Source organism: Actinomadura alba (assembly GCF_014323705.1).
Lineage (GTDB): Bacteria > Actinomycetota > Actinomycetes > Streptosporangiales > Streptosporangiaceae > Actinomadura_C > Actinomadura_C alba.
This window is the reverse complement of the sequence record NZ_JABVEC010000001.1, coordinates 196,923-219,161: the sequence shown is the minus strand read 5'-3', so window position 1 is coordinate 219,161 and position 22,239 is coordinate 196,923. Positions and strand designations below refer to the sequence as shown.

The window sequence follows — 22,239 nt, the reverse complement described above, 5'->3', positions numbered from 1 at the left end:
GCACGCCGCGATGAGTACGGCAAGGTAGCGACGGTCCGGAGGACGCCCCCCCGGACCGAGTAGGGAGTGCAGTGGCGAAGGTCCGGGTATACGAACTCGCCAAAGAGTTCGGTGTTGAGAGCAAGGTCGTCATGGCCAAGCTCCGAGAAATGGGCGAGTTCGTTCGTTCGGCGTCCTCGACGATAGAGGCGCCGGTCGTTCGTAAGCTCACAGAAGCGTTCTCCAATAATTCTTCCTCCTCCGCCAAGTCGGCGGAGAGGTCCGGCGCGGGCGCCGGTCCGCGCCCGCCGGGCGGCGGCAAGCCTGCCGCTCCGAAGAGGCCCGCGGCTCCGAGGCCTCCCGGGCCCAAGCCCGCGGCGCCCAAGCCTCCGGCTCCGGTGAGCGGTGACGGCGGTGCCCCCGAGTCACAGGCCGCGGCAACCCGTCCGGCGGCGCCGAAGGCGCCGGCGCCGAGGCCGGGTCCCGCGGCTCCGAAGCCGGCGGTTCCTCGCCCCGGCCCGGCCGCACCTGCCGCACCTGCCGCACCTGCCGCACCTGCCGCACCTGCCGGTCCGGCTCAGGGCGCGGGCGGTCCCGCGTCCGGTGCACCCGGTTCCGGTGCGCCGGCCTCCGGTGCGCCGGCACCCGGCTCCGCCAGGCCGAACCAGCGTGGCCCCAAGCCGGGCCCGCGTCCGGGCCCCAAGCAAGGGGGAGGCGGGGACCGGCGGCCGACCGGCCCACGGCCGGGCAACAATCCTTTCAGCTCCACCAACACCGGTATGGGTTCGGCCAAGCCGGCCGCGCCGCGTCCGTCCGGACCGCCGCGGACCGACCGACCGTCCGGTGACCGGCCGCCTCGTGGCGACCGGCCGTCCGGTGCGCGGCCGAGCGGCCCGGGCGCGGGTGGCCCACGGCCGAATCCGGGTGCGATGCCACCCCGGCCAGGTGGGCCGCGTCCCAGCCCGATGAACATGCCCTCCTCGCGCCCCGGCCCGGGCGGCGGTGGTCCCGGCGGTGGCGGTGGCCGTGGCGGCCCCGGTGGCGGTCGTGGCGGCCCCGGTGGCGGTGGCGGTGGCGGTCGTCCCGGTGGCGGCGGTGGCGGTGGCGGTCGTCCCGGTGGCGGTGGTGGCGGTGGCGGTCGTCCCGGTGGCGGCGGCGGCTTCGGCGGTCCGCGCACCGGTGCCGGTGGTGGCGGTGGCGGTCGTCCCGGCGGTGGCGGCGGCTTCGGCGGCCCGCGCCCCGGTGGCGGCGGTCGTGGTCGTGGCGGCACGCAGGGCGCCTTCGGGCGTCCCGGCGGACGTCCGGCACGTGGCCGCAAGTCGAAGAAGCAGCGGCGTCAAGAATTCGACAACATGCAGGCGCCCGCGATCGGCGGCGTCCAGGCTCCGCGCGGGAACGGCAGGGTCGTTCGGTTGCCCCAGGGCGCCTCGCTGACCGACTTCGCCGAGAAGATCGGCGCCAACCCGGCGTCGCTCGTGCAGATCATGCTGCACCTCGGCGAGATGGTCACCGCGACGCAGTCGGTCAACGAGGAGACCCTGCAGCTGCTCGGTGAGGAACTGGACTTCAACGTCCAGGTCGTCAGTCCCGAGGACGAGGACCGCGAGCTGCTCGAGTCCTTCGACATCGAGTACGGCGAGGACGAGGGCGGCGAGGAACGCCTCCAGTCGCGTCCTCCGGTGGTCACCATCATGGGTCACGTCGACCATGGAAAGACCAAGCTGCTCGACGCCATCCGCAACGCCAACGTGGTGGCCGGCGAGGCCGGCGGCATCACCCAGCACATCGGCGCCTACCAGGTCGGGACCCAGGTCGACGGCCAGGAGCGCAAGATCACCTTCATCGACACCCCGGGTCACGAGGCGTTCACCGCCATGCGTGCCCGTGGTGCCGAGACGACCGACCTGGTCGTGCTGGTGGTCGCCGCCGACGATGGGGTGAAGCCGCAGACCACCGAGGCGATCGACCACGCCACGGCGGCGGGAGTGCCGATCGTGGTCGCGGTCAACAAGGTCGACAAGGAGGGCGCGGACCCGCAGCGGGTGCGGGCCCAGCTCACCGAGTACGGCCTGGTCGCCGAGGAGTTCGGCGGGCAGACCCTGTTCGTCGACGTGTCGGCCAAGCAGGGGCTGAACCTCGACGGGCTGCTCGAGGCGGTCGTCCTTACCGCCGACGCCGAGCTCGACCTGCGGGCCAACCCCGACCAGGACGCCCAGGGCGTCGCGATCGAGGCGCACCTCGACCGGGGCCGCGGCTCCGTGGCGACCGTGCTGGTCCAGCGCGGCACGCTGCAGGTCGGCGACTCCATCGTCTGTGGTGGGGCCTTCGGCCGCGTGCGGGCCATGCTCGACGAGAACGGCAACAACGTCGAAGTGGCGCTGCCGTCCCGTCCGGTGCAGGTGCTCGGGCTCACGGCGGTGCCCGGCGCGGGTGACAACTTCCTGGTCGTCGACGACGACCGGGTGGCTCGTCAGATCGCCGACCGGCGCGCGTCGCGCAAGCGCAACGCGGAGCTGCTCAAGAGCCGGCCCAAGCTGACGCTCGAGGAGATGCTGGAGGACCTCAAGAAGGGGGAGCTCCAGGAACTGCTGCTCATCATCAAGGGCGACGTGTCCGGTTCCGTCGAGGCCCTCGAGGACTCGCTGCTCAAGATCGACGTTGGCGACGAGGTCAACCTGAGGGTCATCCGCCGAGGTGTCGGCGCGATCACCCAGGACGACGTCAACCTCGCGCTGACCTCGAAGGGCACGGTCATCATCGGGTTCAACGTGCGGCCTGAGCGCAACGCGTCCGAGCTCGCCGACCGCGAGGGCGTCGACATCCGGTACTACTCGGTCATCTACCAGGCGATCGAAGAGGTCGAGCTGGCCCTCAAGGGCATGCTGAAGCCGGAGTACGAGGAGGCCCAGCTCGGCACCGCCGAGGTCCGCGAGATCTTCAAGGTGCCGCGGATCGGCAACGTCGCCGGTTCGATGGTCCTGTCCGGCACGATCAAGCGCAACAGCAAGGCGCGCCTGGTCCGGGACGGGATCGTCGTGGCCCAGGAGCTCACGGTGTCGTCGCTGCGCCGGTTCAAGGAGGACGCCACCGAGGTCCGCGAGGGCTTCGAGTGCGGTATCGGTGTCGGTTACAACGACATCAAGCTCGGTGACGTCATCGAGACGTACGAGATGCGGGAGAAGCCTCGCGACTGAGGTGTTCCGCGCCGAGTTCGAGCGCACGACCGCAGGGCCCCCCGGCCTTGTGGTCGTGCGCTCATCCGGGGCCATGGCCGCGGGGAAGGGCCGCCAGGAGGCCGTCCTGGCGGGATCGCTAGTACCGAGGTGATCACTTAGGTGTTCGTGGGTGCGTTGACACTCGACCTGTTGCTCGGGGACGTACGGTCGTTGAAACAGAAGCGCTCGGTGATCCGGCCCATCGTGGCCGAGGTTCAGCGCAGATTCCCCGGTGTGGCCGTCGCCGAGACGGGCAACCAAGATCTACACCGCCGGGCCGAGATCGGAGTGGCGGTGGTGTCCGCGGAGGCCGCCAACTGCGACGAGGTGCTGCATGCCTGTGAACGCCTCGTCGCCGGGCGTCCCGAGATAGATCTGCTCTCCGCGCGGCACCGGCTTTTCAACGACGAGGATTGAGCCGCCGCCGCCCCGATGGCCGGGACGGCGGCGCGGACGATACAGAGCACCGCTGACGCGGCGCTCACAGCAAAGGAGCGTGCCATGGACCCCGCTCGGGCCCGCAAACTCGCCGATCGTATTCAGCAGATCGTCGCGGAGATGCTGGAGCGGCGGATCAAGGACCCGCGGCTCGGATTCGTCACCGTGACCGACGCGCGCATCACGGGCGACCTGCGGGACGCGACCGTGTTCTACACGGTCTACGGCTCCACCGGTGAGCGCGCCGACACCGCCGCCGCCCTGGAGAGCGCGAAAGGCGTGATCCGCTCCGAGGTGGGCAGGCAGACCGGGCTGCGGCACACGCCGACGCTCGAGTTCGTCGCCGACGATCTGCTGGAGAACGCCAAGCACATCGACGACCTGCTGGCCAAGGCGCGGGCGAGCGATGAGAGGGTCGCCCGGGCCGCCGAGGGCGCCCGGCCGGCGGGAGAGGCCAATCCCTACCGCGTCGCCGCCGACGAGGACCACGACGACCATCACGATGAGGAGCCGGCCCGGGAACCCGCCCAGGACGATCGCGACAGGTGACGAGTGATCGATAACGAGTGACGAGGGACGACGTGAACTCCGGACTCGTGGTCGTGGACAAGCCGGCCGGCTGGACCTCGCATGATGTGGTCGCCAAGCTCCGGCGGCTGGCCGGCACCCGCCGGGTCGGGCATGCCGGGACGCTCGACCCGATGGCCACCGGTGTCCTGGTCATCGGGGTGGACAAGGCCACCCGGCTGCTGGGCCACCTGGCACTGACCGAGAAGGTCTACGACGCGACGATCAGGCTGGGACAGTCGACCGACACCGACGACGCCGAGGGCGAGATCGTCGCCTCCGGCTCCGCCGGTGCGGTCGGCGACGACGCGCTGCGCGAGGGCATCGCCGCGCTCACCGGGGAGATCCAGCAGGTGCCTCCCCAGGTGAGCGCGATCAAGGTCGACGGCAAGCGGGCGTACAAGATGGCCCGGGCCGGCGAAGAGGTCGCCCTTCGGGCCCGTCCGGTGACGGTGCGAGAGTTCGCGGTGAGCGATGTGCGGCGCCACGGCGACCTCGTCGACGTCGACGCGTCCATCACCTGCTCCAGCGGCACCTACATCCGGTCGCTCGCCCGTGACCTCGGCCGGTCCCTCGGCACGGGTGGTCACCTGACCGCACTGCGCCGCACCCGGGTGGGGCCGTACGGCCTGGGCATGGCCCGCACGGTCGAGCGGCTCACCGAGGAGTTCGAGGTGCTGCCGATGGGCGAGGCGGTCTCGGTCGCGTTCCCCCGGCGGGACGTGTCCCCGGACGACGCCCGGCGGATCGCGCACGGCGGCAGGCTGCCCGCCGCGGGTCTCGGGCCGGGTCCGATCGGCGTCTTCGCACCCGACGGCACGCTGCTGGCGCTGGTCGAGGAGACCGGGTCGGTGGCCAAGCCGCTGGCCGTCTTCGTCTAGCGAGCGCCGCCCTCTCTCGTCGAGGCCGGTGCCGGGGAGCACCGTGCGCGCCGCGAGGTGAGCCGGGTCACGGTCGATTTAAACCTACGGTTGCGTAACCTACGCTATCGTAGGTTGTGTTGATCAAGGAGGTGCCGCGCATGACCACAGGAGCACTGGAGCGCCGGCAAGCGAAGCCGCGACTGCGCGGATGGCTGCACATGGGCGCCTTCCCTGCGGTCGTGGTCGCGGGATTCGCGCTCGTCGCGCTGGGCCCCACCCTGCAGTCACGGCTCTCGGCCGTCGTCTACGCCCTGACCTCGGCACTGCTCTTCGGCGTCTCGGGCATCTACCACCGCGGCCGCTCCTCCGGCCCCGTGGTCGAGGTGCTCCGCCGCCTCGACCACGCCAATATCTATCTGATCATCGCCGGGACCTACACGCCGTTCGCCGTGCTCGCGCTCGACGGAGCCACCCGGGCGGTGGTGCTGTCGGCGGTCTGGTCCGGCGCGCTCGCCGGCGTGGTGTTCCGGGTGATCTGGCTCGGCGCGCCCCGCTGGCTCTACACCTCGTTCTACATCGGCCTCGGCTGGGTGGCGGTCTTCGTGATGCCGCAGTTCGTCTCCGGTGCCGGCGTGGCGGCGACCGTGCTCGTCATCGTGGGCGGCGCCCTCTACAGCGCCGGGGGCGTCGTCTACGCGCTGCGCCGCCCGGACCCCTCACCGCGATGGTTCGGCTTCCACGAGGTCTTCCACGCGTGCACGCTGGCCGCCTACGTGGCGCAGTACGTGGCCGTGTCGCTGGTCGTCCATCAGGCGGGATGACGTTATCGGGCCCGATGTCATGAGCACCCGTTCCACATGGCAGGCTTGGGGCGGCGGCTCATGAGAGGAGCGAGCAGTTGCGGCGCTGGTACGGCCTCCATGAGGTCCCTCCCGGCTGGGGCAGGTCGGTGGTCACGATCGGGGTATTCGATGGTGTGCACCGAGGTCACCAGCACATCGTCGGCGGCGCCGTCGAACTGGCGAAGGGTCGTGGGCTGCCGTCCGTGGTGATCACATTCGATCCCCATCCCGACGAGGTCGTGCGGCCGGGCACGCATCCGCCGCTGCTCTGCTCGCCCAGGCGGCGCGCGGAACTGCTCGCGGGCCTCGGCACCGACGCGGTGATGGTGCTGCCGTTCACGCTCGAGTTGTCGCGGATCGGGCCCGACGAGTTCGTTCAGTCGGTCCTCGTCGACAGGCTCCACGCGGCCCACGTGATCGTGGGGGAGAACTTCCGGTTCGGGCACAAGGCCAAGGGCGACGTGGCCCTGCTCCGGGAACTCGGGGAGAAGTACGAATTCACCGCTCAGGGCGTTCCGCTAGTGACCAACGGAGAGACCATCTCCTCCTCGTACATCAGGGAGCGGCTGTCCGCCGGCGACGTAGCGGGGGCCGCCGAGGCGCTCGGCCGGCCGCACCGTGTCGAGGGCGTGGTGGTCCGGGGCCACCAACGGGGCCGGGCGCTCGGCTTTCCCACCGCCAACCTCGAGACCCTCACGCACACGGCCATCCCGAGCGACGGCGTCTACGCGGGGTGGCTGGTCTGCGACTCGGACCGGTACCCCGGCGCCCGGTGGCCCGCGGCGATCTCGATCGGCACCAACCCCACCTTCGAGGGGCAGGAGCGCACCGTCGAGGCCCACGCGCTGGACAGGGACGACCTCGATCTCTACGGTGAGCGCGTCGCGGTGGACTTCGTCGCCAGGATCCGCGACACCCTGAAGTTCGACTCGATCGAGGCGTTGATCGAGGAGATGCACCGTGACGTCGGGCGGTCTCGTGAAATCACACGTTACTGACCCAGCGTGGTACGGTGGGTAGTCGCCGGGAGCAAGACCCGGCCGGTTTGCTGCACCCTCATGCGGCGACCAATCGACAACGCATCATGCGGACCCGTGCGCTGCACACGAAGCCGGGATCTGCGGGTGACGACCTATGAAGGAGCCCCGTGTCGCTCGACACCGCCGTTAAGAACCAGATCATCGCCGAATACGCGACCAGTGAGGGTGACACCGGATCACCGGAGGTCCAGGTCGCGCTGCTGACCCGTCGGATCAACGACCTGACGGAGCACCTCAAGACCCACAAGCACGACCACCACAGCCGCCGCGGGCTGCTGCTGCTGGTCGGCCGTCGGCGCCGGCTGCTCAAGTATCTGCAGGACAAGGAGATCAGCCGCTACCGGCAGCTGATCGAGCGACTCGGCCTGCGCCGCTAGCGATCGACGGGGGAGTGACTCAGGGAGTCACTCCCTCGCCTCGTATCGCCCGGTGCGCACCCTCTCGCGGTGCGTACCACAACTGAACATGACAGCCCGCGGGCGCCGACCCGGCGCGTCGAGGGCCGGTCCTCGGTAGTGGCTTCCGGGTCATGCCCCGCATGAGCCGAGAGCTTCGATCGAAGACCGGCACTTCTCGAGAAGCAAACGCCGCAGACGGGGAAACGACCGCGGGGACCCACGAAACCAGAGGAGGTTTCCCCGTGGATGCTGTGCGCGTAGATGGAGCGCAGAGCTCAGAAGCCGTGATCGACAACGGCTCGTTCGGGACTCGCACGATCCGCTTCGAGACGGGCCGGCTGGCCCGCCAGGCGGCCGGCTCGGCCGTCGCCTATCTCGATGACGACACCATGGTCCTCTCGGCCACGACCGCGTCGAAGAAGCCCAAGGACAATCTGGACTTCTTCCCGCTGACGGTCGACGTCGAGGAGCGCATGTACGCCGCCGGGCGGATTCCCGGTTCCTTCTTCCGCCGTGAGGGCAGGCCGTCCGAGGACGCGATCCTCACCTGCCGCCTCATCGACCGGCCGCTGCGCCCCTCGTTCGCCAAGGGACTGCGCAACGAGATCCAGGTCGTCGAGACGATCATGGCGCTCAACCCCGACCACCTGTACGACGTGGTCGCGATCAACGCGGCGTCGATGTCGACGCAGCTCGCCGGGCTGCCGTTCTCCGGCCCGATCGGCGGCGTTCGCGTCGCGCTGATCGACGGCCAGTGGGTGGGCTTCCCGACCCACTCCGAGCTCGAGCGCGCCACCTTCGACATGGTGGTCGCCGGCCGGGTGATCGAGGACGGCGACGTCGCGATCATGATGGTCGAGGCCGAGTCCACCAGGGACACCCTCAAGCTCGTCGCCGAAGGCGCCGTCGCGCCGACCGAGGAGACGATCGCCGAGGGCCTCGACGCGGCCAAGCCGTTCATCAAGACCCTGTGCCAGGCGCAGAGCGATCTCGCCGCCCGCGCCGCCAAGGAGACCGCCGAGTACCCCGTCTTCCTGGACTACCAGGACGACATCCTCGAGGCGGTCACGGCGGCGGTGAACGACGAGCTCGCGCAGGCTCTCGCGATCGCCGGAAAGCAGGAGCGCGAAGCGCGGCTGGACGCCATCAAGGCGAGCGCGGTGGACAAGGTCGGGGCCGAGTTCGAGGGCCGCGAGAAGGAGATCTCCGCGGCGTTCCGCGCGTTGACCAAGAAGCTGGTCCGCGAGCGGGTCATTCGAGACGGCGTCCGCATCGACAGCCGCGGCCCGAAGGACATCCGCCAGCTGGCCGCCGAGGCGCACGTGGTGCCCCGGGTGCACGGCTCGGCGCTGTTCGAGCGCGGTGAGACCCAGATCCTGGGCGTGACGACCCTCAACATGCTCCGCATGGAGCAGATGATCGACACGCTCAACCCCGAGCGCACCAAGCGCTACATGCACAACTACAACTTCCCGCCGTACTCCACCGGCGAGACCGGCCGCGTCGGTTCACCGAAGCGGCGCGAGATCGGCCACGGGGCGCTCGCCGAGCGGGCGCTGATCCCGGTGCTGCCGACCCGCGAGGAGTTCCCGTACGCCATCCGGCAGGTGTCGGAGGCGCTCAGCTCCAACGGCTCCACGTCGATGGGCTCGGTCTGCGCGTCGACCATGTCGCTCCTCGACGCGGGCGTCCCGCTCAAGGAGATGGTCGCCGGCATCGCGATGGGCCTGATCCACGAGGGCGGCGAGTACGTCACCCTCACCGACATCCTCGGTGCCGAGGACGCTTTCGGCGACATGGACTTCAAGGTCGCCGGCACCAAGGACGTCATCACCGCCCTGCAGCTCGACACCAAGCTCGACGGCATTCCCGCGTCGGTGCTCAGTGCCGCGCTCAAGCAGGCCAAGGGCGCGCGGCTGGCCATCCTCGACGTGATGCAGGAGGCCATCGAGGCACCGGGCGAGATGAGCCCGAACGCGCCGCGGATCATCACCATCAAGGTCCCGGTCGACAAGATCGGCGAGGTCATCGGCCCCAAGGGCAAGATGATCAACTCGATCCAGGACGACACCGGCGCCGAGATCACCATCGAGGACGACGGCACGATCTACGTCGGTGCCACCGACGGCCCGTCGGCCGAGGCCGCGCGGCAGGCGATCAACTCGATCGCCAACCCGCACATGCCCGAGCCCGGCGAGCGCTTCCTCGGCACGGTGGTCAAGACCACCACGTTCGGCGCCTTCGTGTCGCTGCTGCCCGGCAAGGACGGCCTGCTGCACGTCTCGCAGCTGCGCAAGCTGCACGGCGGGGTGCGGATCGAGAACGTCGACGACTTCATCAAGGTCGGCGAGAAGATCCAGGTCGAGGTCACCGAGATCGACCAGCGCGGCAAGCTGTCGCTCGTGCCGGTTGAGGTGATCGAGCGCGAGGCCGCCGAGGGCGGCGCCCCGGCCGGTGCCGAGAGCGCCTCCGGCGACGGCGGCCCGGCCGAGCGCGACTCGTCCGACCAAGATTCCGCCGACCGCGCCTCCTCCGACCGTGGTGAGCGTGGCGGCGGCGAACGCCGCCGGCGCACTCGGGGTGGTCGCGACGGCTCGCGTGACGGGGGCCAGCGCAACTCGTGAGCCTGCTCACCGCTCGGGCCCAGCGGCCCGACACGACACACACGATCCACCCCGGCGCGGACGGCGCCGGGGTGGTTCGGCGCACGGTGCTGCCCGGCGGGCTGCGCATTGTGACCGAGACCATGCCGACCGTGCGGTCCGCCGCCTTCGGTATCTGGGTGGGCGTGGGCTCCCGCGATGAGGCGCTCGCCGACGCCGGCTCCAGCCACTACCTCGAGCACCTGCTGTTCAAGGGCACACCGCGCCGGTCCGCCCTGCAGATCTCGGCCGAACTCGACGCGGTCGGAGGGGACCTCAACGCCTTCACGGCCAAGGAGTACACCTGCTACTACGCGCGGGTGCTCGACAGCGATCTGCCACTGGCGGTCGACGTCGTCTCCGACATGGTGACGTCCTCCCTGATCAAGGCCGAGGACGTCGAGGCCGAGCGCGGCGTGATCCTCGAAGAGATCGCCATGCGCGACGACGATCCCAGCGACCTCGTCCACGACGAGTTCGCCATCGCGCTGTACGGCGACGCGCCACTCGGCCGGCCGATTCTCGGCACCATCGAGTCGATCAACTCGCTGGGCCGGGACCGCATCGCCCGCTACTACGAGGAGCGCTATCTGGCGCCGAACCTCGTCGTCGCGGCCGCCGGCAATCTCGACCACGACGAGCTGGTCGGGCTCGTCGCCGACGCCTTCTCCCGAGCGGGCAGGCTCGCCGGTGACGGCCTGCCCAGCCTGCCGAGGATCGGCGGCGAGGGTGCCTCCACCAGCCCGGGTGTACGGGTCGTCCCCCGCGACACCGAGCAGGCGCATCTCGTGCTCGGCGGTGCCGGCCTCGCCCGTACCGACGAACGCCGCTTCGCGCTCGGCGTGCTCAACGCCGCGCTCGGCGGTGGGATGTCGTCCCGGCTGTTCCAGGAGGTCCGGGAGAAGCGCGGCCTGGCCTACTCGGTCTACAGCTACACCTCGCAGTACGCCGACACCGGCACGTTCGGCGTCTACGCGGGCTGCCAGCCGGGCAAGGTCGAGGACGTCCTCGCGATCTGCCGCGACCAGGTGGTCGAGGCGGCCGAGCACGGCATCACCGAGGAAGAGCTCGCCCGGGGCAAGGGTCAGGCGCGCGGTTCGATGGTGCTGAGCCTCGAGGACACCGGTTCGCGGATGAGCCGGATCGGCAAGAGCGAGCTGGTCTACGACCAGTTGCTGTCCGTCGACGACGTGCTCGGCAAGATCGACGCGGTCACGCTCGACGACATCCGCGCGGTGGCCGCCGATGTGCTCGCCAAACCGATGACCCTCACCGTCATCGGCCCCTTCGAGGACCGCGAGTTCACTCTCTGACCGCCGCTCTCGTACAACCGCTCGCTGACAGCCGCCGGACGAGCTGATCGAGAACTCGGTCAGCTCGTCCGGCGGCTCGTTCAGCGCTTCAGCCGTTCGGTGCTTCAGCGGTTCAGCGGTTCGGTGCTTCAGTGTTCGGTGTGCGGTGCCACGCGGCCGACCGGCCGGTGCCCTCCGCGGCGACCGCGCCGTCCTCCCGCAGCCTGGCCAGCACCATCCTGATGGTCGGGTCGCTGATGCCCGGCAGAGCCGCACGGATGTCCGAGACCCGGAACACGGCGGGAGCATGCTGCAGCACGTACTCCCGCACCCGGTCCTGCTTGGTGCCATCGCTGCGCCCGGCCGCCGCCCGCCGGGCGAAGGTGGCGTACGCCGCCGCCAGCCTCTCGACAAAGTAGCCCAGCCACGGCCACGGGTCCGACCGGCCGGTATGCCATCCGTGCGTGGAGTCCAACAGCGCCTGGTAGTAGGCGTCGACCGATTCGGCGATCGCCTGCTCGAGGCTGACATAGCGCACCACGTCGTAGCCCGCGTCGCTGAGGAGCGCGTTGGTCACGGCGCGGGCGACCCTCCCGTTGCCGTCCTCGAAGGGGTGGATCACCAGGAGGTCCAGGACGAAGAGCCCGATCAGCAGGACGGGATGATGTTCCCGCCTTTCGATCGCGTCACGGTAGTGCTCGATCAGCTCCTGGACGTGGAAGCCGGTGTCGGCGGCTGAGACGGGCTTGAACCTGATGGTCGAGGTTCCGTCGGGCGCGCGGTCGACCACCAGGTTGTCGTGGGTCTTGAAGCTCCCCCCGCCGGAGGCGGTATGAGCGAACAGGAGCCGGTGAAGGTGCAGCAGGAGACCGGTGTTGAGCGGCCCCCAGTCCTCGCGCAGCAGATAGTCGAGCGCGTCCCGGTATCCGGCGAGCTCCTTCTCGTTCCTGTTCCGCAGGATTTGGACGCGGCCCCCGATGATCCCCTCGGCGCGGGTGGCGTCGGACACGATCACGCCTTCGATGGCCGACGAGGTCATGACGCTCGCGACCCGGGCGTACTGCGCCAGCGACTCGAGCAGCCCCGGCATCTGGTCGCGATACAGGGCTTCGCTGCCACGGCCCACATCGACCGCGCTCAGCATCGTCACGACCCGGGAGGGCACCCGGCCGATCGTGCGGTCGAGATCGATGAAGCTCCGCACGGAATCCTCCAAGGAGCCGCTAAACTAAATAATCTGTAGCCGACTTATGTAGTTTAGCGCTTGGGTTACGGGATTGGCCTCTGCCGCATCGCGATCCGCGGCATGTGACACCGCAGACCGCTCGCCGGAGCCGGCGCGCCCGTCGCGATAGGCTCATCCGCGCCAGAGGGAACGGGAGATAAAAGTGATCAAGGTCGGGGTGCTGGGCGCGAAGGGACGGATGGGTGCGGAGGTGTGCCGGGCCGTGCGCGCCGCCGACGACACCGAGCTCGTCGCGGAGATCGACGAGGGCGACGATCGCGCACCGCTGACCTCGGCCGACGTGGTGGTCGACTTCACCCACCCCGACGTCGTCATGGACAACCTGCGCTGGTGCGTCGAGCATGGGCTGCACGCCGTCGTGGGCACCTCCGGCTTCGGACCGGATCGGCTCGACACCGTACGCGGGTGGCTCGCCGCACACGACGGCGGCAACGTGCTCATCGGTGCCAACTTCGGGATCGGCGCCGTGCTGATGATGCACTTCGCGCAGAAGGCCGCCCCCTTCTTCGACTCGGTTGAGATCGTCGAGCTGCACCACCCGAACAAGGCCGACGCGCCGAGCGGTACCGCCTTCCGTACCGCCGAGCTGGTCGCCGAGGCGCGCGGCAAGGCGGGCGCGGGTCGCTCGCCCGACGCGACGACGTCCGAGCTGGCCGGCGCCCGGGGCGCCGACGTCAATGGTGTGCGGGTGCACGCCGTGCGGCTGGCTGGGCTGATCGCCCATCAGGAGGTCCTGCTCGGCGGGCACGGTGAGACGCTCACGATCCGGCACGACTCGATGACGCGGGAGTCGTTCATGCCCGGTGTGCTGCTCGGCGTGCGCAATGTGGCCGGTCTGCCGGATCGGCTGACCGTCGGCATCGAGCCGCTGCTCGGCCTGGACTAGGCGGGGCGGGCAGGCCGACCGGCCCGCCAGGGTTCCCGGCCGTCGGTCTCGATCGTCACGCCGAACGGCTCCGGCAGGCGAACCGTCTCGCCGAACTCCCACGACTGCACATGTGCGTAAACGCCGGCGGTGCGGTCGGGCTTGGCGAAGAGGATGATCTGGGCGCGGATGGGATCGCGGTCGACCAGCAGGTAGTACGGGATCTCGACCTGCGCGTAACCGTTCCACTTGGTCGCCGTGGTGCGCCTGAGTGATGGCTGCCGGTCGTCCCCCGCGTTCCACCGCGAGGTGACCTCCATGACGAGTCCCACCTGGTGGGGGAGCAAATGAGGAGCCTCTTCCCGGCGGGCGTCCGCCAGGACCTTCACGTCCGCGACGATGAGGTCGGGCACGTAGCCGTCACGGATATCGCTGAGGTTCAGGTCGGTCGTCTGCACGCATCTCCACGGGAAGGTCGGATCATTGATTCGGCATGCGACCACACTGTCGGCCACGTCCTGCACGATGCCGTTGTGACCGACGGTCGGCCCTGGCGACACGACGATCTCCCCTCCGATGACCTCGACCCTGGAGCCGTCGTCGGGGAGGTGGAGATGGCGAGCCAGTTCACCGCGAACCCACAGGTTGTGCGGCGTGTCCGGCAGCGCGTGGTGGTGATGGGCCACTGCGGCGATGCTCACAGGCTGTGACTCCTCCCTCACGATCAGCTCCGGTCATCGTAGGGCTGGTATGCGCCCAGCGTACCGAGAACGGCTCATCCTCCCGTGGACTCGAGCCGTGCGCCGCCGGAAAATCCGGGCGTCGAGGCAGGCCGTGTGCCGGCGGCCTTGCCCGCGCCTCGGGTCGCGTTCTAGCGTTCCCGGATGTCCCCCCGAGACCCCGAGACGCATCCTGATGGCGATTTCTCCGGCCAGGAGTTCACCGACGTCGACTTCCGGGGGACGGTGTTCCCGGACCGTACCGACTTCGGCGGCGCAGTCTTCCACGGCAAGGCCGACTTCTCGGGTGCGGTGTTCACCGGCCGGGTCTTCTTCACCGGCGCGGTGTTCGAGGGCGAGGCCGACTTCTACCAGGCCGTCTTCGAGGGCTTCGCCAACTTCCGCGGCGTGCGGATCGTGGGGGCGGCCACCTTCAACGGCGCGGTCTTCGCCGACGGGCCGCTGATCGAGGACGCCGTCGTCGACGGGCCGCTCGGGTTCCGCCGCGCGGTCTTCGAGAACACCAGCATGCTGGGCCCGCTCTCCGCGCGATCCGTCGACTTCACCCACGCGACCTGCCATCGGCGGGTGCGCATCGACGTGCGGACCGAAGAGGTCGGCTGTGAGCGCGCCCGGTTCCCGTCCGGTGTCCGCCTCCTCGCGCACGGCGCCCGGGTCTTCTTCACCGACACCGAGCTGGGTGGCGCCTCGTTCATCGGGACCCAGGACCCCGACGACCGGGACGACTGGCCACAGGTCATGTCGCTCACCGGCACCGACACCGGTGAGCTCACGCTGTCGTACACGAGGCTCTGGCGGTGCAGGCTGGCGGGCGTGCACAACCTCGACCGGATGCGGATCGAGGGGTACAGCACCTTCGACGTCGCGCCACCGCGTCTCTTCACCGCGCGCCGCTCCATCATCTGGGACGAGCATCTCCTGCGGGGGACCTGGCCGCAGGCCCCGCGGCTCGGCCGACGTCGCTGGGCACCGCCCGCCGATCTTCCGCCGGCGGCGGCGCCCGAGAGCGCGAGCGAGGTCGAGCAGGCCTACCGTGCCCTGCGCAAGGGGTGCGTCGACGCCGGGGACGAGGTCGGAGCCGGCGACTTCTACTACGGCGAGATGGAGATGCGCAGGCTCGGGCAGTTCCTGCTCGCGCGCACCCGGCGCAGGGACCGGTGGTGGCCGGGGTGGGTCGCCGCGCGGGGCGAGCACCTGCTGCTGTGGCTGTACTGGGCGGTCTCCGGCTACGGGTTGCGCGCCTCGCGGGCGTTCGCCGCGCTGGCCGTGGTGATCGCCGTGGCGGCCGCGGCGTTCGGCGCCTGGGGCTACCCGCCGGCCGCGGACATGACCTACTTCGACTCGCTGCGCTTCAGCCTGCGCGCCGCGACGTCACTTCTGCGCGGTCCCGAGCAGGGTCTGACTCCCGCGGGCGAGTGGATCGAACTGGTCCTGCGCTTCACCGGGCCGCTGCTCTTCGGCCTTGCCCTGCTGGCCGTACGCGGCCGCGTCAGGCGCTGACCGCGTACGGCGATCGGAGCGAGGGCCGTACGGCCCGGTCACCGGCGTAGGTGACCGGGCCGTATCCGGTCAGAGGCCGGGGGTGTAGAGCAGCTTGTTGGGGGACCCGCTGCCGGGGCTCTTGACGACGCCGGTGGTGGCGTTGTTCACGAGGGCGTCGCGGACCTGCTGCGGCGTCGCGTTCGGGTGCCCGGCGAGATACAGGGCGGCGGCTCCGGCGACGTGCGGAGTGGACATCGACGTGCCGCTGATCGTGTTGGTCGCGGTGTCATTGGTGTTCCACGCCGAGGTGATGTCGATTCCGGGGGCGAAGATGTCGACGCAGGTGCCGTAGTTGCCCCATGACGCCTTGGTGTCGGTGTTGTCGGTGACCGAGACGGTGATGGCGGCAGGAACGCGCGCGGGGGAGGTGCTGCAGGCGTTCTGGGGGAACAGTCCGAACAGCCCGTTGCCTGCGGCGATGGCGTACGAGACGCCGGAGCCGATGGATCGCACAACGGCATTGTCGAGCGCGGTGTCGGCCCCACCGCCGAGGCTCATGTTCGCAACGGCCGGCTTCTGCGCGTTGGCGGTGACCCAGTCGATGCCGGCGGCGACCTGGGCCGTTGTGCCGGAGCCCTCGCAGTTGAGCACTCGTACCCCGACCAGGCCGACGCCCTTCGCGACGCCGAAGGCGCCGCCGCCGACGGTGCCGGCCACGTGCGTGCCGTGGCCGTTGCAGTCCTGCCCGTTCTGGCCGTCGCCCACGGCGTCGAAGCCGATGGAGGCCCGGCCGCCGAAGTCGGAGTGCGTGGTACGGATGCCCGTGTCGATCACGTAGGCGCGTACGCCCGCGGCGGTGGTCGAGTACTCGTAGGACTGGTTCAGCGGCAGGTTCCGCTGGTCGACGCGGTCCAGGCCCCACGACGGCGGGTTCGGCTGTACGGCATTGGCGCGGTGGATGAGGTTGCGTTGCACGAACGCCACCCGGGAGTCGCCCGCGAGCCGGCGGGCCTGCGCCTCCGTGGACTTGACAGCGAAGCCGCGCAGCGCCGCGCCAAACGTCCGTTCAAGGGCGCCGCCGTGGCGGGCGGTGAGCGACCGCGCGTCCGAGCCGACCACGGCCCGGGAGGCGGAGGCGTCCTTGAGGACGACGATGAAGCTTCCCGGCACGTACTCGGCGTCGCCCGGGGAACGGATGCTTCCGTCCGCGGCTTGGGCGGGTCCCGCCCAGGTGAGAGCCAGTGCCGCGGCGGCGCCGATGGCGACGCCTCGGCGCACCCACGTCGAGAGTCTGGACAGCGGGGGGTGGGTCATGAGTCCTCCGGACCACTTGTGTGACTGCACCTTTGGTGGTGAGTCAGCCATGATCGATCACAGGGCAAATAGGCTTGATTACCAAGGGAGAGGACTTATTGCTTACCGGTCACATCTTTGGCATGGTTCGCCGGTGACGCGCCGCCGTGAAATGAGCCAGGATGTGGCGGTCTCACCGCCGCGGCCGCCTGACCACCGCGCGGCCGAGAGGGTCGTACGCGCGGGCGGTCGCACCGGTTGCACGCCGGGTTCAGGGAGTGGTGAACCCGTGCTCGTTGAGCACGGACTTGGCTGCGGCCGAGCCGAGCCAGGTAACGAAGGCGGCCGAGGCGTCCTCGTGGTCGGTGTCGTCGACGACCGACACCGGGTAGGCGGCCGTGACGTTATGCGCGGCCGGAATGGGTACGCTGCTGGCGGCCCGGCCGGCCGATCTCAGGTCGGTGAGGTAGACGACCCCGGCGTCCGCCTCGCCGGTCCGCACCCGGGTGAGCACGGAGCGCACGTCGATCTCCGCGGACACGGGACGGACGGTGACGCCGGCCTTGGCGAGGGCCTGCCGGGAGTACCGTCCCGCAGGCACGCCCTGCGCGGCCAGCACGACACGTAGACCGGGCCGGGCCAGGTCGGCCAGCTCGCGGATCCGGCGCGGGTTCCCGGGGGCGACGGCGATGGTGAGCGACGTGTAGGCGATGACCCGTCGGCTCGACCGGTCGACGTACTCCGCGAGCTCGTCCATGGTCGTGGTGTCCGCGGTGGCGAGGACGTCGGCCGGCGTGTTCTCCTTCACCTGCTCGGCGAGTTCCTGGGAGCCGCTGAAGGTGAAGTGCAGCTCCACGTTCTCGTGTGAGGACTGGTAGGCCCGGGCGAGCTCCGGAAAGACATCGGTCAGTGACGAGGCGGCCAGCACGGTGAGGGTCGTGGGACCGGACGCGCCGCCACAGCCGGTCGCGACGAGCAGCACGACCGCCAGGCTCGCCGTGAGGCGTCTCACGGCAGCTCCACGGTGACGCTGGTGCTCTTGACGCGCGCGACGGCCTCGACTCCCTCGCTGAGCCCGAGCTCGTCCACCGCCTCGGAGGTGAGCAGGGACACCACCCGGTGCGGTCCCGCCTGGATCTCGACCTGTGCGATGATCCCGTCCTTGACCACCCGGGTGACGATGCCCGGAAAGGTGTTGCGTGCCGAGGTGAGGTGCGTCGTCTCGGGTCCGGCGGTGTCCTGGCCGAGGCGCACGGTGAAGGCGGCGAGGTCACGACCTTCGACGACGCGGTGACCGTGCTCGTCGCGGTGAGTGGGGAGCCGCCCCGCGTCCGCCCATCGCCGCACGGTGTCGGGACTGACGCCGAGCAACTGTGCGACCCTACCGACGGAATATGTAGGCATATGCAAGATCTTATGGCCACTAATCCTGGCATTCGGCAGTGTCATCGCATACCGCCGGGCGTTGACAGGTCCACAGTGGCGATGCGCCGTCCGCGCGCGTGATCTCGCGGTTGTCCGCACGGTCTGTCGGAGCCGGGCACTAAGGTGCGTGCTGTTCAGTGCGTACGCGTACGAACCACCTGAACCAACCCCCCGAACCGAACACCACCGAACCTTGCCGCGGAGGCCGTGAGATGTCCCTCGATCTGCTGGAGTTGCTGCCCGACGACTGGCGAGCACGGCTCGACCCGCTGCTCGACCCACTCGCGACCGCGACGCTCGGCACCTTCGTCGCGGGGGAGTACGACACGCGGACCGTGTTCCCGCCCCGCGAGGACCTGTTCAACGCGTTCCGGCACTGCTCCTACGACGCCGCCCGGGTGCTGATCCTCGGTCAGGACCCCTATCACGGGGCGGGTCAGGCGCACGGGCTCAGCTTCAGTGTCCGCGAGGGCGTGCGCAAGCCGCCGTCGCTGCGCAACATCTTCAAGGAGCTCGAGGCCGACCTTGGCGTGCCGGCGTCCTCCAGCGGCGACCTGACCCCGTGGGCCGACCAGGGCGTGCTGCTGCTCAACGCGGTGCTGACCGTACGCGAGGGAGAGGCGGGCGCGCACGCCGGAAAGGGCTGGGAGGAGTTCACCGACGCCGCGATCGAGGCGCTCAACGCCAAGGACAGCCGGGTGGTGTTCGTGCTGTGGGGCGCCTACGCCCGCAAGAAGGCACGGCTCATCACCGCACCGCACCACCTGGTGATCGAGTCCGCCCACCCGAGCCCGCTGAGCGCCAAGAAGTTCTTCGGCACCCGCCCGTTCAGCGCCGTCAACAAGGCTCTCACCGACGTCGGTCTGGCCGAGATCGACTGGTCGCTGCCGACGTAGCCGGCGTGGTGCCGTGACGGACGGGACCGTCGCGTCCGCGTCACGCCTTCCGGCCGGTGGCGCGGGATCCGGGGGAAGGTGAGGCGTAAGCCCGAAAGGCTGGGGAATGTCCTGGTCAGAGTGATCGGGGGAGCCTCATGGCCGCAACGGGCAACATCGTTTCCAGTGTCACAGCCGAATACGCGTTCGATGGACCGACGGTGGATTTCGGTGCCCTCGTCGTGGACGGCGAACCTGTGGCGGCCGCCCAGGTCCGCGTTCCGCTCGGCATGCTCAACCGGCATGGGCTTGTAGCGGGCGCCACCGGCACCGGGAAGACCAAGACCCTCCAGAGCATGGCCGAGCAGGTGTCGGCGCAGGGAGTGCCGGTTTTCCTGGCCGACGTCAAGGGCGACCTCTCCGGTCTCGCCACGGCGGGGGAGCCGGCAGACAGGATCGCCGGCCGCACGTCGGCGATCGGCCAGACGTGGCGGCCGACCGCCTACCCGGTCGAGTTCTACGCCCTCGGCGGAGAGGGAACGGGAATCCCGGTGCGCGCGACCATCACCTCGTTCGGCCCCACACTGCTCGCCAAGGTGCTCGAGCTGAACGCCACCCAGGAATCCTCGCTCGGCCTGGTCTTCATGTTCGCCGACAGGAACGGTCTGCCGCTGCTCGACCTGAAGGACCTTCGCGCGGTCATCGAGCACCTGACCGGCGACCAGGGCAAGGAGGCGCTCGCCGCGCTGGGCGGGTTGTCGAAGCAGACGGCGGGAGTCCTGCTGCGCGGTCTGCTGACCCTCGAAGGGCAGGGTGCCGACAGGTTCTTCGGTGAGCCCGCGTTCGACCCCGCCGACCTGCTGCGCACGGCTCCGGACGGCCGCGGGGTCATCTCGTGCCTGGAACTGCCCTCGCTGCAGGACCGCCCGCACATGTTCTCGACGTTTCTCATGTGGTTGCTGGCCGAGCTGTTCGAGGACCTGCCCGAGGTCGGTGATCCGGACAAGCCCAGGCTCGTGTTCTTCTTCGACGAGGCCCATCTGCTCTTCACCGGCGCGTCGAAGACGTTCCTGCAGTCGATCACGCAGACCGTGCGGCTCATCCGGTCGAAGGGAGTGGGCGTCTTCTTCGTCACTCAGACGCCGAAGGACGTGCCCGCGGACGTGCTCGCCCAGCTCGGCAGCCGGGTGCAGCACGCACTGCGGGCGTTCACGCCGGACGACGCCAAGGCGTTGAAGGCCACGGTCTCGACGTTCCCGAAGTCGTGTTACCACCTGGAAGAGGTGCTCACCGGGCTCGGCATCGGCGAGGCGGTGGTGACCGTCCTATCCGACAAGGGCGTGCCGACGCCGGTCGCGTGGACACGGTTACAGTGCCCGCAGAGCCTGATGGCCCCCTCTGACCCGGCGTTGGTGCGGCGGACGGTCGAGTCGTCGCCGCTGCACGCGAAATACGCCCAGCCGGTCGACCGGGAGTCGGCGTACGAGATGCTCACCGTCAGGGTGGGCCAGGCCGCCGCCGAGGCCGCTCCCGAGCGGGCCCCCGCCGAGCCGCGCCGGGGTCCGCGCACCGCGCCCCGTCCTGAGCCGGATGTCATCGGGCAGGTGCTCGGCTCGCAGGCGGTCAGGTCGTTCGCCCGCTCGATGGCGAGCACCCTCGGCAGGGAGATCACCCGCGGCGTCTTCGGCACCGCGAGACGCCGTCGCCGATCGTCCCACTGACCCTGGGGCGACGGTGACCGCACGTAGCCGATTCCGCACAGCCGGGTCGGTGACGCGCTGAGGCACTGAGGACGATCGAAATGATCAAGGATCGCGGTGGCGCGAGGTGCCGCGATCCTTGATCATCTCGGCTAGACGTGAGAGAAGCAGTTCGTCGGGATGGCGTTCGCCGGATCGAGGGTGTTGAGCACCTCGTGCAGCGCTATGCGGTCGAACGCGATGAGGGCGTGCTCGGAGAGGTCGAAAGCGCAGAGATCCTGCAGGGTCACGTTGCGCACGTTCGGTCCGCTGAGGAACTGCGAGCGGTACGGCGTGACGATCCCGTCGTACCTGGTGGCGATGACCGTGTAGTCGACGCCCGCCACCGTGTCGCCGCCCGCGTTGAGCCTGGTGAGCAGCGGCGACCCGACGACCTGGTCGGCGCAGGCCGGGCAGGCGCCGGCGACGATGTCCAGCGCGCCGGGCCACGCCGCCGCGAGCGTCGCGAGACCGCTGAGCGTGGTGCCGTGGTTGGACGGGGCGAGGCCGACGAGCGTGTGCACCTTGGCGGCGCCGCCGAGGAACTTCACGTAGTAGCGGGGCATCATGCCGCCCTGTGAATGCCCCACGATGTTCACCTCGGAGGCCCCGGTGGCGGCCAGGACGCCGTTGACGAACGTGGCCAGTTGCGCGGCCGAGTCGGCCACCGGAGCGATGGCACGCAGGACCGGTACGCCGGGAACCGCGCCGTAGGTCAGGGCGAAGACACAGTGGCCACGCGAGGCGAGGGCGGGCGCGGCAACCGGCCAGTTCACCGAGCCGTTGGCGAACGTGCCGTGCACGAGCACCACCGGGCGCGGGTGGGCGGCGCGGGGCCGGCAGGACCAGTCGTTGGCACCCGGTACGCCGGGAGCGGCCAGTGCCTTGGCGTCGGCGATCGCGTCGGCGCGGGCGGGCGGGGCGAGCAGGAGGCTGAAGATCAGGATGGCGGCGAGGGCGAGGGGAAGGGAGCGGAGGCTTCGGACGCGGGGCAAGGTCCCTCCTGGGGGGAGAAGGGTGGGCAGCGCGCGCCTGTGTGCTCTGGGTCACACCGCTGAATTACCTGCGAGTAAGTTACTTTCAGGTAGGGTCGTCGACCAGAGCGCTGAGATCACAGTTGTGCAACGCCTCGTCACCGCCCGGTCCTTAGCGCGGCCCCGAGCCCACTGCCCGATGCGGCCCGGAGCCCACTGCCCGATGCGGCCCGCGCGGGCGCATGCGTCGCGTCGCGATCGCTCGCGTGGTCGTGGTCGTGGTCGCGCGCCGAACGCGCTGCCGCGCAAGCTCCGTCGCGAACC

At 70.1% G+C, this 22,239-nt stretch carries 19 protein-coding genes; 13 read left to right on the top strand and 6 right to left on the bottom strand.

Going from position 1 to position 22,239, the window contains the following annotated elements; translation table 11 throughout:
- Window positions 1–71: 71 nt before the first annotated feature.
- The 9 genes from infB to HKK74_RS01015 all read left to right on the top strand — a co-directional run bounded on the left by infB (window position 72) and on the right by HKK74_RS01015 (window position 11,297).
- Complete coding sequence (gene infB / locus HKK74_RS01055) at window positions 72–3,173, top strand: translation initiation factor IF-2 (protein WP_187241012.1); 3,102 nt, start codon at window positions 72–74, stop codon at window positions 3,171–3,173.
- 141 nt (window positions 3,174–3,314) lie between these two features.
- Entirely contained in the window at window positions 3,315–3,611 is a 297-nt protein-coding gene (locus HKK74_RS01050) for a DUF503 domain-containing protein (protein WP_187241011.1), read from the top strand.
- Window positions 3,612–3,695: 84 nt separating this feature from the next.
- A complete protein-coding gene (gene rbfA, locus HKK74_RS01045; RefSeq protein ID WP_187241010.1) occupies window positions 3,696–4,181 on the top strand; it encodes a 30S ribosome-binding factor RbfA in 486 nt (161 codons plus the stop codon).
- 32 nt (window positions 4,182–4,213) lie between these two features.
- On the top strand, window positions 4,214–5,080 hold the full coding sequence (truB, locus tag HKK74_RS01040) for a tRNA pseudouridine(55) synthase TruB (RefSeq protein WP_187241009.1): 867 nt from the start codon (window positions 4,214–4,216) through the stop codon (window positions 5,078–5,080).
- A gap of 140 nt (window positions 5,081–5,220) precedes the next feature.
- Window positions 5,221–5,883 carry a PAQR family membrane homeostasis protein TrhA gene (gene trhA / locus HKK74_RS01035; RefSeq protein WP_187241008.1) on the top strand — a complete coding sequence of 221 codons (663 nt, stop codon included), beginning with the start codon at window positions 5,221–5,223 and terminating at the stop codon, window positions 5,881–5,883.
- A gap of 77 nt (window positions 5,884–5,960) precedes the next feature.
- On the top strand, window positions 5,961–6,902 hold the full coding sequence (locus tag HKK74_RS01030; RefSeq protein WP_187241007.1) for a bifunctional riboflavin kinase/FAD synthetase: 942 nt from the start codon (window positions 5,961–5,963) through the stop codon (window positions 6,900–6,902).
- 149 nt (window positions 6,903–7,051) lie between these two features.
- Window positions 7,052–7,321, top strand: a complete 270-nt coding sequence (gene rpsO / locus HKK74_RS01025; RefSeq protein WP_187238931.1) for a 30S ribosomal protein S15 — start codon at window positions 7,052–7,054, stop codon at window positions 7,319–7,321.
- A gap of 263 nt (window positions 7,322–7,584) precedes the next feature.
- A complete protein-coding gene (locus HKK74_RS01020; RefSeq protein ID WP_312881152.1) occupies window positions 7,585–9,966 on the top strand; it encodes a polyribonucleotide nucleotidyltransferase in 2,382 nt (793 codons plus the stop codon).
- Window positions 9,963–11,297: a M16 family metallopeptidase gene (locus HKK74_RS01015; protein WP_187241005.1), complete on the top strand. Its 1,335-nt coding sequence runs from the start codon at window positions 9,963–9,965 to the stop codon at window positions 11,295–11,297. The genes HKK74_RS01020 and HKK74_RS01015 overlap by 4 nt, the downstream gene beginning before the upstream one ends.
- 112 nt (window positions 11,298–11,409) lie before the next feature.
- On the opposite strand, the gene HKK74_RS01010 is transcribed toward HKK74_RS01015, so the two are convergent.
- Window positions 11,410–12,480, bottom strand: coding sequence for a Fic family protein (locus HKK74_RS01010; protein WP_187241004.1), 1,071 nt, complete (start codon window positions 12,478–12,480; stop codon window positions 11,410–11,412).
- Window positions 12,481–12,664: 184 nt separating this feature from the next.
- Here HKK74_RS01010 and dapB point away from each other — a divergent pair, with 184 nt between their 5' ends.
- Window positions 12,665–13,408: a 4-hydroxy-tetrahydrodipicolinate reductase gene (gene dapB, locus HKK74_RS01005; RefSeq protein WP_187241003.1), complete on the top strand. Its 744-nt coding sequence runs from the start codon at window positions 12,665–12,667 to the stop codon at window positions 13,406–13,408.
- Here the strand turns inward: dapB and HKK74_RS01000 are convergent.
- Entirely contained in the window at window positions 13,405–14,088 is a 684-nt protein-coding gene (locus HKK74_RS01000; RefSeq protein WP_187241002.1) for a Uma2 family endonuclease, read from the bottom strand. The genes dapB and HKK74_RS01000 overlap by 4 nt on opposite strands.
- Before the next feature lie 183 nt (window positions 14,089–14,271).
- On the opposite strand from HKK74_RS01000, the gene HKK74_RS00995 reads away from it, so the two are divergent.
- The gene (locus HKK74_RS00995) at window positions 14,272–15,627 is read left to right on the top strand and encodes a pentapeptide repeat-containing protein (RefSeq protein WP_187241001.1); all 1,356 of its coding nucleotides are present in this window, start codon (window positions 14,272–14,274) and stop codon (window positions 15,625–15,627) included.
- A 69-nt stretch (window positions 15,628–15,696) separates the two neighbouring features.
- On the opposite strand, the gene HKK74_RS00990 is transcribed toward HKK74_RS00995, so the two are convergent.
- From HKK74_RS00990 to HKK74_RS00980, 3 genes are all read right to left on the bottom strand, one after another.
- Window positions 15,697–16,923, bottom strand: a complete 1,227-nt coding sequence (locus HKK74_RS00990; RefSeq protein WP_187241000.1) for a S8 family peptidase — start codon at window positions 16,921–16,923, stop codon at window positions 15,697–15,699.
- A gap of 250 nt (window positions 16,924–17,173) precedes the next feature.
- Window positions 17,174–17,914 carry a molybdate ABC transporter substrate-binding protein gene (gene modA, locus HKK74_RS00985; RefSeq protein WP_187240999.1) on the bottom strand — a complete coding sequence of 247 codons (741 nt, stop codon included), beginning with the start codon at window positions 17,912–17,914 and terminating at the stop codon, window positions 17,174–17,176.
- Window positions 17,911–18,306: a TOBE domain-containing protein gene (locus HKK74_RS00980; RefSeq protein ID WP_187240998.1), complete on the bottom strand. Its 396-nt coding sequence runs from the start codon at window positions 18,304–18,306 to the stop codon at window positions 17,911–17,913. Before HKK74_RS00980 ends, modA begins: the two co-directional genes overlap by 4 nt.
- A 233-nt stretch (window positions 18,307–18,539) precedes the next feature.
- Here HKK74_RS00980 and HKK74_RS00975 point away from each other — a divergent pair, with 233 nt between their 5' ends.
- Together HKK74_RS00975 and HKK74_RS00970 are read left to right on the top strand one after the other, a co-directional pair.
- The gene (locus HKK74_RS00975; protein ID WP_187240997.1) at window positions 18,540–19,223 is read left to right on the top strand and encodes a uracil-DNA glycosylase; all 684 of its coding nucleotides are present in this window, start codon (window positions 18,540–18,542) and stop codon (window positions 19,221–19,223) included.
- Between the two features lie 137 nt (window positions 19,224–19,360).
- Window positions 19,361–20,923, top strand: a complete 1,563-nt coding sequence (locus HKK74_RS00970; protein ID WP_187240996.1) for a helicase HerA-like domain-containing protein — start codon at window positions 19,361–19,363, stop codon at window positions 20,921–20,923.
- A gap of 131 nt (window positions 20,924–21,054) precedes the next feature.
- Here the strand turns inward: HKK74_RS00970 and HKK74_RS00965 are convergent, their stop codons facing one another.
- Window positions 21,055–21,936, bottom strand: coding sequence for an esterase/lipase family protein (locus tag HKK74_RS00965; protein ID WP_187240995.1), 882 nt, complete (start codon window positions 21,934–21,936; stop codon window positions 21,055–21,057).
- Between the last annotated feature and the right edge of the window lie 303 nt (window positions 21,937–22,239).

What these genes read in the sequence shown, in the direction of transcription:
- trhA (WP_187241008.1), top strand. Translation starts at nt 5,221, where the DNA reads ATGACCACAGGAGCACTGGAGCGCCGGCAAGCGAAGCCGCGACTGCGC.
- HKK74_RS00995 (WP_187241001.1), top strand. Translation starts at nt 14,272, where the DNA reads ATGTCCCCCCGAGACCCCGAGACGCATCCTGATGGCGATTTCTCCGGC.
- HKK74_RS00980 (WP_187240998.1), bottom strand. Translation starts at nt 18,306, where the DNA reads ATGCCTACATATTCCGTCGGTAGGGTCGCACAGTTGCTCGGCGTCAGT.
- rbfA (WP_187241010.1), top strand. Translation starts at nt 3,696, where the DNA reads ATGGACCCCGCTCGGGCCCGCAAACTCGCCGATCGTATTCAGCAGATC.
- HKK74_RS00970 (WP_187240996.1), top strand. Translation starts at nt 19,361, where the DNA reads ATGGCCGCAACGGGCAACATCGTTTCCAGTGTCACAGCCGAATACGCG.
- HKK74_RS00975 (WP_187240997.1), top strand. Translation starts at nt 18,540, where the DNA reads ATGTCCCTCGATCTGCTGGAGTTGCTGCCCGACGACTGGCGAGCACGG.
- HKK74_RS00990 (WP_187241000.1), bottom strand. Translation starts at nt 16,923, where the DNA reads ATGACCCACCCCCCGCTGTCCAGACTCTCGACGTGGGTGCGCCGAGGC.